Here is a 10637-nt window from a genome sequence, read left to right on the forward strand (position 1 = left end):
GCCCAAGACGCGCTCCGGCAAGATCATGCGTCGCATCCTGCGCAAGATCGCCGAGGACGAACCCTCCAGCCTCGGCGACACCTCGACGCTGGCCGATCCCGCCGTGGTCGACGATCTCGTGGAGAACCGGCAGAACAAGAAGGGCGCGCCGGCTTAAGGCCGGCGCTTCTATCCGCACCTCTCTACCGTCATGCCCGGGCATAGCCGTCTGAAGGGCGGCGTCGCTTCCGCTCGCCTATGCCCGGGCATGACGGAGTAGCTGCAGGACAGTCCCCCTCACGCACTTGTCAGTGGCGCGCCGGCCTTCGTGGCTGTTTCGCACCTTGTGTTGTTTTCCGGTCATTTACTTCACTGCGAACATTTTCCTTGTTCCGCTCAGCGAAATCGTTCCGCGACCGGGATTGAAACCGCCCGGTGAGTTCGTGCGACTAACATTATGCAGTCGAGATAGCGGGCCGTTTTGGCCTGAAAGGAAATTTGAGAGCCCCCGCGTGGGGCGCCGAATTGGAGCTGGGCATGTTGAATAAGATTGTGGTGGCGTTGGCCGCCACCATGGGTTTGGGTGTCATGATGTCGTCGGCGGCGCAGGCGCGGCCGGAACTGGTCGAGGTCAGCGGCGAATACGCGCCGGGCACCATCGTGGTGAGGACCCACGAACGCCGGCTCTATCTCATTCTCGAATCCGGGCACGCGATGCGCTACCCGGTCGGCGTCGGCAAGGCCGCCAAGCAGTGGGCGGGCACCACCAAGATCGACGGCAAGTATCTCAACCCGGCCTGGTCGCCGCCGAGCGAAGTCAAGCGCGACAAGCCCGGCATGCCCGACGTCATCGCCGGCGGCTCGCCGCGCAATCCGATGGGCGTCGCGGCCATGACGCTGGCCGGCGGCGAGTACGCCATCCACGGCACCAACGTGCCGAACTCGGTCGGCGGCTATGTCTCCTATGGCTGCATCCGCATGCTCAACGCCGACATCACCGACCTCTATCAGCGCGTCTCCGTCGGCACCACGGTGACCGTCACGCACTGATTTCCTACGCAGGTTGAGCACGAGAGCCGCGCGACCGCGCGGCTCTTTTCATTTCGGCGACGCCTGATCCCCGTTGGCGCACCAGCCATTGCGATGCCCGCCGCCATAGCTGCGGGCATGACCCGCGGTGAGCATCGCCGTCGAAACATTTCCGGTGCGCCGCGTTGCGACGTCAGCGACAACGCGGCCAGAATATTTGTCCGGCCCGATGTTGAAGATTGCAACGCCGCCTTCGTCGAGCAGCGCGCGCAACGCATCCGTGGCGGCTTCCGCCATATGCAATTCCCGCGCGCACGATGCTTTCAATTCCGGAGCATCGATGCCGCGCAGACGAACCCGCGTGTTGAGATCAAGGCCGTTTCCCAGATGAACCCGCGCCTCGAACGTATCGCCATCGATCGTTCTGACGACATCGACAGCGTGACGCGTGTCGGGGCTTCCGGTGCGCTTCAAGATCATCTCGGAATCGCGCGCCGCCTGGCTGTCGACGGGGTGCGACCACGGCCAGTTCACCCACTGGCGTACCGGCAGATTGCTCACCGCGACCACGCAGGCCACGAACACCCACGGCAGCGCCGCTGAAATCAAGCGGCGCGCCGGGCTCCGACGCTGGAACGCATTCGATCGCTCATAGGGAGGCATAGGCCCGACTAAGAGCTGAGTCGGGTCATCGGGCAAGAGCCCGCGGCGTCAAAGGATCTCTCAGAAGTCCGAGGCGATGCCTCTGTGCTCCCAATCGCCGTAGCGTGTCGGTTCCAGACCCTTCGATCCCTGGAATTCCCTCTGCAGCGTGGTGCCATTGGCCTCGGCGGCCTGGCGACGAGCCGCAGCCTCGGCGAGCGCGCGCTCGGCCGCGGGTGTCAGTTTCTTGAACGAGGAAGAATTGTCGGTCATCGCAGTTCTCCCATAGTACGGGACAGGCGCGCAGATGACATCACTTTCGTGAATTTGTCTGTGGGGATTCTTACATTTGGCATATTCGCGTGGCACACGATTTGTTCATTTTCCATGGCATGAGCCGAAACCTTTCCGCCGTCCGAGACATTCCTGCTCCATGCCCCCGTCCAGATTCGCAGTACCTTCGGAAGTGCCCGGCCTCGCCGCGCGGCGCATCGCGGCTGACATCCTGGACGGCGTACTGCACAAGCATCGCACGCTTGACGATCAACTCGACGGCGCCGGCGCCCATCCCGGACTGAAGGCGCTTGCCGACCGCGATCGCGCGTTGATGCGCCGCCTGGTCGCAACCATCCTGCGACGGCTCGGCACGCTCGGTCATCTGCTGTCGCGCCTGCTCGATCGCGGCATCCCAACCGATGCACCGCGCGCGCAGAGTGCGCTCTTGATCGGTGCGGCGCAGATTCTCTGGATGGACGTGCCCGACCATGCCGCCGTCGATCTCTCGGTGCGGCTGGTGCAATCCGACCGGCGCGCCGCCAAATATGCCGGCCTCGTCAACGCCGTGCTGCGCCGCTGCGCGCGCGAGGGCCAGCCACTGATCGAAGAGGTCAAGGCGCAGACGCTGGACATTCCGCCGTGGCTGCTGGCGCGCTGGATCGCCGCCTATGGCGAGGCCACCGCGCGCGAGATGGCGCGCGCGATCGGCAACGAGCCCTCGCTCGACATCTCCGTGAAATCAGATGCGGCGCAATGGGCAAGCCGCCTGCACGGCGAAACACTGCCGACCGGCACTGTGCGCACGCTGCTGCAGGGTTCGGTGACGATGCTGCCCGGTTTCTCCGAGGGGCAATGGTGGGTGCAGGATGCCGCCGCCGCGCTGCCCGCGCGGTTGTTCGGCGACGTCGCCGGCAAGACCATCGCCGACCTCTGCGCCGCGCCCGGCGGCAAGACCGCGCAACTGGCGCAGGGCGGCGCGCGCGTCACCGCGGTCGACCGCTCGCCGGCGCGCATGGCGCGGCTGCGCGACAATCTGGCGCGGCTTTCGCTCAAGGCCGATGATGTCGTGACCGATGCCGCGGAGTGGCCCGGCAGCGGCAATGGCGGTTACGACGGCGTGCTGGTGGACGCGCCCTGCACCTCCACCGGCACCATCCGCCGTCATCCCGACGTCGCCTGGCTGCGCCAGGAAGCCGACATTGCGGCCCTGTCGGCGCTGCAGAAGCGGCTTCTGCAGAAGGCGGTTTCCCTGCTCAAGCCCGGAGGAACGCTGGTCTATTGCACCTGTTCGCTGGAACCGGAGGAAGGCGAGCAGGCGATCGCCGCGCTGCTCGCAACTGAAACGGGCGTCCGCCGCGCCCCGATCGAGGCGGGCGAGGTCGCGGACCTGAGCGAAATCCTCACCGCATCGGGTGATTTGCGCACCCTGCCCTGCCACCTGCCCCATGCCGACCCCCGGCTCGGCGGGCTGGATGGCTTTTACGCGGCGCGTCTGGTTAAATCAGCCTGATTTTAAACGGAATTTCCCACTCTTCGGGTGATTCGTCGCTTTTCAAGATGGTGCCTTGCAGGCGTTTCCGGATTAAAAGGATTCGCCAGATTAACCCCCTCCATCCCTTACCAAGGTACGGCGTGTCGGTCGCTCAAAGCAGACGCATCTCGACGCTTATCATGAGCCGCTCGGCGCGGACCGTGATCGCGCGCGCCACCGGGGCGACGGTGGCGGTATCGCGGCTGTGGCCGGGCCGCGCCGACCGGCTGATCATCGCCCCGCATGACCTGCGTACCGCCGACGCCACCCGCGCCGCCGAAATCTATGCCGGCCGCTTCGTGTTCGCCGGCAAGATCGTGACCTGTCACGGCCGCTCGATCTTCGATCTCGAACCGCCGTCGGAAGACTGGGAAGTCGCCCTGCTCGGCTTCGGCTGGCTGCGCCATTTGCGCGCCGCCGACACCGCGCTGACCCGCGCCAATGCGCGCTCGCTGGTCGACGACTGGATTTCCAATCCGGCGCGCAAGCGGCCGCTCGAGCGCCGTCCCGACGTGCTGGCGCGCCGCGTCATCTCGCTATTGTCACAGGCGCCGCTGGTGCTCGGCGACACCGACGGAAAGTTCTACCGCAAATATCTGCGCGGCCTGACCCGCGAGATCCGCTATCTGCGCTTCGCGATGTTCGATACGGTCGACGGCGTGCCGCGGCTGCAGGTCCTGATCGCGCTGTGCTACGCCTCGCTGTGCCTCGCCAACCAGGCGCGTCACATCCGCGTCGCCACGCGGCGGCTGTCCGACGAATTGCAGCGGCAGATCCTGACCGACGGCGGGCACATCTCGCGCAATCCCGGCGCGCTGGTCGAACTGCTCAGCGATCTGTTGCCGCTGCGCCAGACCTTTGCCGCGCGCAATATCGCGCCGCCGCCGGCGCTGCTCAACGCGATCGACCGCATGATGCCGATGCTGCGCTTCTTCCGTCACGGCGACGGCAGCTTTGCGCTGTTCAACGGCATGAGCAGCGCGCCGTCGGACCTGGTGGCGACGCTGCTCGCCTATGACGATACCCACGGCGTGCCGATGGCGAACATGCCGTATACCGGCTTCCAGCGCCTCGATGCCGGCACGACAACAGTGATCATCGACACCGGTCCGCCGCCGCCGCCCAATGTCAGCCAGGAAGCGCATGCCGGCTGCCTGTCGTTCGAATTGTCGGCCGGTGCAAGCCGGATCGTCGTCAATTGCGGCATGCCCTCGACCGGCCGCGACAATTGGCGTGCCTTCGCGCGCAGCACGATGGCGCATTCGACGCTGACCTATCACGACACCTCCTCGTGCCAGTTCGTCGAACTGTCGGCGATGAAGCGCCTGTTGCAGGGCTCGCCGGTCTCCAGCGGACCGGTCAATGTGGAAAGCTACCGCGAGGCGGTAGCCGACGGCGATCTGCTGACCACCTCGCATGACGGCTATGTTTCGCGCTTCGGCGTCCAGCATCGGCGGGTGCTGATGATCTCCCAGGACGGCGGACGGCTCGACGGCGAGGACACGGTGACGCTGGCGCCGGGCGCGCGCGTCAGGGCCGGCCAGACCGATTTTGCGCTGCGCTTTCACCTGCATCCTGCGGTGAAGGCGAGCCGTCTCAGCGACGGGCGCGGCGCCATGCTGGTATTGCCGAACCGCGACGTCTGGACCTTCGAGGCGCTCGACGACAAGGTCGACCTCGAGGACAGCGTGTTCCTGGCCGGCAATGACGGCCCGCGCCGCACCGCGCAAATCGTGATCCGGCAGGATTCCCACCACGCCACCTCGGTCCGCTGGAGCTTTGTCCGATCGACGTCGGCCGCCACCACCAACGCACGGCGCGCCGCCCGCCGCGAGCCGGAACTGCCGCTCTGAAGCATCGCAGAACATCCTGCGAACGATCGGCTTGACTGATGTAAGCTGTTTGCTTACATTGCTTGTGTGATCCGATCCTTCAAAAGCAAGGCCCTTGCCGAGCTGTGGGCGAAGGGCAAGAGTTCGAAGATTGACGCGAAAATGCACAAGCGCATTTTCGCGAGGCTTGACCGTCTCGATGTCGCAGTCCGGCCCGAGGAAATGAACGTTCCGGGGTTCGATTTTCATTCCTTGCGCGGATTCAATCCAAGGCGCTATTCGGTCCACGTCAACGGACCTTGGTGCATTACTTTCGAATTCGACGACGGCGAAGCATGTCAGGTCGATTTCGAACAGTATCATTAAAGGAGTAAGTCATGGCGTATGCGGCCAAGCGCAGTAAAGCCCGCTGTCCCACTCATCCCGGCGCGCTGCTTCGTGATGAGATCATTCCGGCCACCGGGCGAACCAAGTCGGAAATCGCCGAGTTGCTCGGGATTTCGCGGCAGCATCTGTACGATATCCTTCAGGAAAAAAAGCCTGTCTCGCCGGCGGTGGCGGTGCGGCTTGGCAAGCTTTTTGGTGACGGAGCCGGGATCTGGACCAGGATGCAGGCCGCTTACGACACCTGGCAGGCGGAGCGCACCGAGGATGTCAGTCAAATCCCGACCATCAAGGTAGGGGCTGCCTGAGGCGCCTTCCGCGCCCATTGTGATGTCAGGCAAAAACTGCTAACCAGCCGCCTCTCGCGCGACTGGCGACTTTGGATGGAGCACCATCGGGAAGCGCGGGAATGATCGCCGCGCGCCTGGGCATAAGTATCCCCTGACAAAGGACCTTGCCCATGACTGAGAAGAACCGCCGCGTTATCCGCGCTCTCTTGTCCGTTTCCGACAAGACCGGCCTGATCGAATTCGCAAAGGCGCTCGCCGGCCATGGCGTCGAGCTCGTTTCCACCGGCGGCACCGCCAAGGCCATCGCCGCGGCTGGCTTGCCGGTCAAGGACGTCTCGGAGCTGACCGGCTTCCCCGAAATGATGGACGGCCGGGTCAAGACGCTGCATCCGAAAGTCCATGGCGGCCTGCTCGCGATCCGCGACAACAGGGAACATGCCGACGCGATGAAGGCGCACGGCATCGCGCCGATCGATCTGCTCGTCGTCAATCTCTATCCGTTCGAGGCGACCGTCGACAAAGGCGCCGGTTACGAGGATTGCATCGAGAATATCGATATCGGCGGCCCGGCGATGATCCGCGCCGCGGCGAAGAACCACGACGACGTCGCCGTCGTCGTCGAGGCGCAAGACTACCAGGCCGTGCTCGACGAACTCGCTGCCAACACGGGCGCGACCACGCTCGCGCTGCGCCGCCGCCTCGCAGCCAAGGCCTATGCCCGCACCGCCGCCTATGATGCCGCGATCTCGAACTGGTTCGCCGCGCAGAACGAAACCGACGCGCCGGATTTTCGCGCCTTCGGCGGCCGGCTGATCCAGTCGCTGCGCTATGGCGAGAACCCGCACCAGAAGGCGGCGTTCTATGCGACTCCGGACAAGCGGCCCGGCGTCTCCACCGCGCGGCAATTGCAGGGCAAGGAGCTGTCCTACAACAACATCAACGACACCGATGCGGCCTATGAATGCATCGGCGAGTTCGATCCGAAGCGCACCGCGGCCTGCGTGATCGTCAAGCATGCGAACCCATGCGGCGTCGCCGAAGGACCCGACCTCATCACCGCCTATCGCCGCGCGCTCGCCTGCGATTCCACCTCAGCCTTCGGCGGCATCGTCGCGCTCAACCGCACGCTCGATGCGGAATCGGCCCGCGCCATCACCGAGATTTTCACCGAAGTGATCATCGCGCCTGACGCCACGGAAGAGGCGATCGCGATCGTCGGCGCGAGGAAGAATTTACGACTGCTGCTCGCAGGCGGACTGCCCGATCCGCGCACGGTGGGCCTGACGGCCAAGACGGTGTCCGGCGGCCTGCTGGTGCAGAGCCGCGACAATGCTGTCGTCGACGACATGGCCTTGAAGGTCGAAACCAGGCGTGCGCCGACCGATGCCGAACTGCGCGACCTCAAATTCGCGTTTCGCGTCGCCAAGCACGTCAAGTCGAACACCATCATCTATGCGAAGGACCTTGCCACGGTCGGTATCGGCGCCGGCCAGATGAGCCGGGTCGATTCCGCGCGCATTGCCGCCCGCAAGGCGCTCGATGCCGCATCGGAGCTGAAACTCGCCGAGCCGCTGACCAAGGGGTCGGTCGTCGCGTCCGACGCGTTCTTCCCCTTCGCCGACGGCATGCTCGCCTGCATCGAAGCCGGCGCCACCGCCGTGATCCAGCCCGGCGGCTCCGTCCGCGACGACGAGGTGATCAAGGCCGCCGACGACCACGGCATCGCCATGGTATTCACCGGCGTCAGGCATTTCAGGCATTGAGGACACCGCGCGCGGACAACCGCTCGCTATCCCTCCCGCACGCGCATCAGGAGCGCGAGGCCCGCGGCGAAGAATAGCACCAGCATGGCCATGCCGGCCTTCTGGCTCGCGGTCACGGCGGTGATCGCGCCGATCAGCAGCGGCCCGATGAACGACGTCACCTTCCCGGTCAGTGCGAACAGGCCGAAATACTGCGCGATGCGGTCCCTCGGCGCGAGGCGGATCAGGAGCGAGCGCGAGGCCGCCTGCAGCGGGCCGCCGGCCGCGCCGATCAGGCAGCCCAGCACGAGATAGGCGCGCTCGGCCGCGCCGGAGAACAGCGCGCCGCCGGGCGCGGGCGGCGCGACCGGCACGAACAGGATCGAGTCCTTGCCGACCAGCAGGATCGCCGCGAGCGCGAGCAGCAGGATCAGCAGGCTGCCGGCGATGACGCGCTTCGGCCCCAGCCGGTCGTCGAGCTTGCCGCCGAGCCAGGCGCCGAAGGTGCCGGCGATCGCGAGCAGAATTCCAAACGTGCCGATCTGGATCGTGCGCCAGCCGAACGTGCCGGCGGCGTAGATGCCGCCGAAGGCGAACAGCGACACCAGCCCGTCGGTATAGATCATGTTCGCAAGCAGGAATGTCGCGATGTTGCGCTGCTTCGGCAGTTCGCCGAGTGTCCGCTTGATGCCGCGCAGGCCTTCGCGCACGGCCTCGCCGATCGGCCGCCGCGCCGGATAGTCCGGCGTGAACAGGAACATCGGCGTCACGAAGATAATGAACCAGATGCCGGTCAGCGGACCGGTGATGCGGTCGCCCTGATGCGTGACCGGATCGAGACCGAACAGCGGCGCAAGGCCGAACAGCGTGCGGCCGGTTTCGGGGCTGGCGGCGAGGAAGCCGAGTACGATGACGAGGCTGATGATGCCGCCGACATAGCCGGTCGCCCAGCCGGTGCCGGACAACCGTCCGATTCGGTCGGGCGGCACCAGCGTCGGCATCATGGCGTTGTTGAAGACGGTGGCGAATTCGACGCCGACGCTGGCGATGGCATAGGCGAGCAGCAGCGGCGGGATGACGCTGGGATCACCGGGCTTGCCGAACCACATCAGGCTGGAGCCGATCACCAGCAACACGCCAAAGCCGGCGATCCACGGCTTGCGACGGCCGCTGGCGTCAGCAACGGCGCCGAGCACCGGCGACAGCAGCGCAATCATCAGCCCGGCGGCCGCGGTGGCAAAGCCCCACAGCGCCTGCCCGCTCGCCGGATCTGACGCGACGAAGCTCGCGAAATAGGGCGCGAAGACGAAGGTGGTGATCAGCGTGAAATATGGCTGCGCGGCCCAGTCGAAGAAGATCCAGCTGACGACGGCGGCACGGCGCGGATATGTCAGCGGAATTTGGCCGCTCTGTGCCTCGGAAGCGGTCGCCGCCATGCCCGATATTTCCCTTCAAAGTCGCGTGAGGCGTTTTGCCTGTTGAGTTCAAACCAATATAGCATGCATCACCGACGCGGGGGCGGCTGCCGCGCGTCACACAGTCCTGCAACTGCGGCGGATTTTCGATGGCGGTCTTTTCAATCCGGTGGCGCCGAGCAGCTGCCACATTCGTTCTTGCGTTTGCCTTTGGCGCAACGGCCTTTGCGCAGGAACGACGCGCCTATGCGCCCCCCGACCTCGCGACCGTCCGCGCCACGACCGCCGAGCATGGCATGGTGGTGGCGCAGGAACGGATCGCCGCGCAAGTCGGCGCCGACATCCTGCGGCAGGGCGGCAATGCGGTCGATGCTGCGGTAGCCACCGGCTTTGCGCTTGCGGTGACCTATCCGCGCGCCGGAAACATCGGCGGCGGCGGCTTCATGGTGATTCATTCGGCCAGCCGCAACGAGGACGTCGCGATCGATTACCGCGAGACCGGACCGGCGGCGATCACGCGCGACATCTTTCTCGGACCGGACGGCAAGCCCGACGCCGACAAGTCGCGCAACTCCGCGCTCGGCATCGGCGTGCCCGGCACCGTCGCCGGTCTGGCGCTCGCGCTGGAAAAATATGGCTCGGGCCGTTTCACGCTCGCGCAGATGCTCAAACCCGCCATCGAGCTGGCCCGTGACGGCTTTGTCGTCACCGACGACATGGCCGATACGCTGTCGGACATGTATCGCCGCATGGCGCGCTGGCCGAACTCGGCCGGGCAGCTCGCGCGAGCCGACGGCACGCAATTGCAGGAGGGCGACCGGCTGATCCAGGCCGATCTCGCCGCAACGCTGTCGGCGATTGCCGAACAGGGGCCGCGCGGATTTTACGAAGGGCCGGTCGCCGAGCGACTCGCAAAGGCTATCAGTGATGCCGGCGGCATCATGACGGCGGACGATCTCAAATCCTACGAGGCGGTGATCCGGACACCCGTGCGCGGCAACTATCGCGGCTACGACATCGTCTCGATGCCGCTGCCTTCCTCCGGCGGTACGGTGCTGCTGCAGTCGCTGAACATTCTCGAGGGGGTCGCGATGTCGGACATGAAGCAGGGCTCCGCGCCGTCGCTGCATCTCCTGGTCGAGGCGATGAAGCGCGCCTATGCCGACCGCGCCCGCTATCTCGGCGATCCCGCCTTCGTCAACGCGCCCGTCAATGTGCTGACCACCAAGGAATACGCCGCCAGGCAGCGAGCGACCATCGACCTCGCGCGCGCGACGCCGGCGGGCGATGTGCTGGCGGTGAGCCCGCGCGAGGGCAGCAACACCACGCATTATTCGGTCGTCGATGCCGGCGGCAACGCGGTCAGCAACACCTACACGCTGAATTTTCCCTATGGCGTCGGCCTGGTCGCGGCGGGAACCGGCGGGGTGCTCAACAACGAGCTGGGCGCTTTTACCGCCGCGCCCGGCGCGTCGAACGCGGTCCGCCCGGGCGGCTTCGAGGGCCACCCCCCCCGG

The 10637-nt window shown here is 65.9% G+C and carries 10 protein-coding genes and 1 riboswitch; of the genes, 7 read left to right on the forward strand and 3 right to left on the reverse strand.

All coding sequences use genetic code 11. The features are described from left to right. The first annotated feature begins 516 nt into the window (after positions 1 to 516). Positions 517 to 1029, forward strand: a complete 513-nt coding sequence (locus V7E26_RS26730) for a L,D-transpeptidase (RefSeq protein ID WP_324422134.1) — start codon at positions 517 to 519, stop codon at positions 1027 to 1029. A gap of 48 nt (positions 1030 to 1077) precedes the next feature. Here the strand turns inward: V7E26_RS26730 and V7E26_RS26735 are convergent, their stop codons facing one another. Together V7E26_RS26735 and V7E26_RS26740 are read right to left on the reverse strand one after the other, a co-directional pair. Beyond that, positions 1078 to 1671: a thermonuclease family protein gene (locus V7E26_RS26735; RefSeq protein WP_324422136.1), complete on the reverse strand. Its 594-nt coding sequence runs from the start codon at positions 1669 to 1671 to the stop codon at positions 1078 to 1080. A 60-nt stretch (positions 1672 to 1731) separates the two neighbouring features. Continuing rightward, the gene (locus V7E26_RS26740; RefSeq protein WP_324422138.1) at positions 1732 to 1923 is read right to left on the reverse strand and encodes a DUF1674 domain-containing protein; all 192 of its coding nucleotides are present in this window, start codon (positions 1921 to 1923) and stop codon (positions 1732 to 1734) included. A gap of 160 nt (positions 1924 to 2083) precedes the next feature. Between V7E26_RS26740 and V7E26_RS26745 the strand changes: the two genes are divergently transcribed. From V7E26_RS26745 to purH, 5 genes are all read left to right on the forward strand, one after another. After that, positions 2084 to 3436, forward strand: a complete 1353-nt coding sequence (locus V7E26_RS26745) for an RsmB/NOP family class I SAM-dependent RNA methyltransferase (RefSeq protein WP_324422140.1) — start codon at positions 2084 to 2086, stop codon at positions 3434 to 3436. A gap of 161 nt (positions 3437 to 3597) precedes the next feature. Continuing rightward, positions 3598 to 5310: a heparinase II/III family protein gene (locus tag V7E26_RS26750; RefSeq protein ID WP_324422142.1), complete on the forward strand. Its 1713-nt coding sequence runs from the start codon at positions 3598 to 3600 to the stop codon at positions 5308 to 5310. A gap of 66 nt (positions 5311 to 5376) precedes the next feature. Then, on the forward strand, positions 5377 to 5655 hold the full coding sequence (locus V7E26_RS26755) for a type II toxin-antitoxin system RelE/ParE family toxin (protein WP_324422144.1): 279 nt from the start codon (positions 5377 to 5379) through the stop codon (positions 5653 to 5655). Positions 5656 to 5666: 11 nt separating this feature from the next. Next, a complete protein-coding gene (locus V7E26_RS26760; protein ID WP_324422147.1) occupies positions 5667 to 5981 on the forward strand; it encodes a HigA family addiction module antitoxin in 315 nt (104 codons plus the stop codon). Between the two features lie 48 nt (positions 5982 to 6029). Then, positions 6030 to 6110: riboswitch (ZMP/ZTP riboswitch) on the forward strand. 23 nt (positions 6111 to 6133) lie between these two features. Then, positions 6134 to 7726 carry a bifunctional phosphoribosylaminoimidazolecarboxamide formyltransferase/IMP cyclohydrolase gene (gene purH, locus V7E26_RS26765; protein WP_324422149.1) on the forward strand — a complete coding sequence of 531 codons (1593 nt, stop codon included), beginning with the start codon at positions 6134 to 6136 and terminating at the stop codon, positions 7724 to 7726. Positions 7727 to 7752: 26 nt separating this feature from the next. On the opposite strand, the gene V7E26_RS26770 is transcribed toward purH, so the two are convergent. Next, positions 7753 to 9141 (reverse strand): MFS transporter, encoded by a 1389-nt coding sequence (locus V7E26_RS26770; protein ID WP_324422151.1) that lies wholly within the window; start codon positions 9139 to 9141, stop codon positions 7753 to 7755. A 128-nt stretch (positions 9142 to 9269) separates the two neighbouring features. Here V7E26_RS26770 and ggt point away from each other — a divergent pair. Further along, positions 9270 to 10637: gamma-glutamyltransferase (gene ggt / locus V7E26_RS26775; protein WP_324422153.1), on the forward strand; the 1368-nt coding region annotated here is incomplete at its 3' end.

Source organism: Bradyrhizobium sp. (assembly GCF_036735945.1).
Classification (GTDB): Bacteria; Pseudomonadota; Alphaproteobacteria; order Rhizobiales; family Xanthobacteraceae; genus Bradyrhizobium.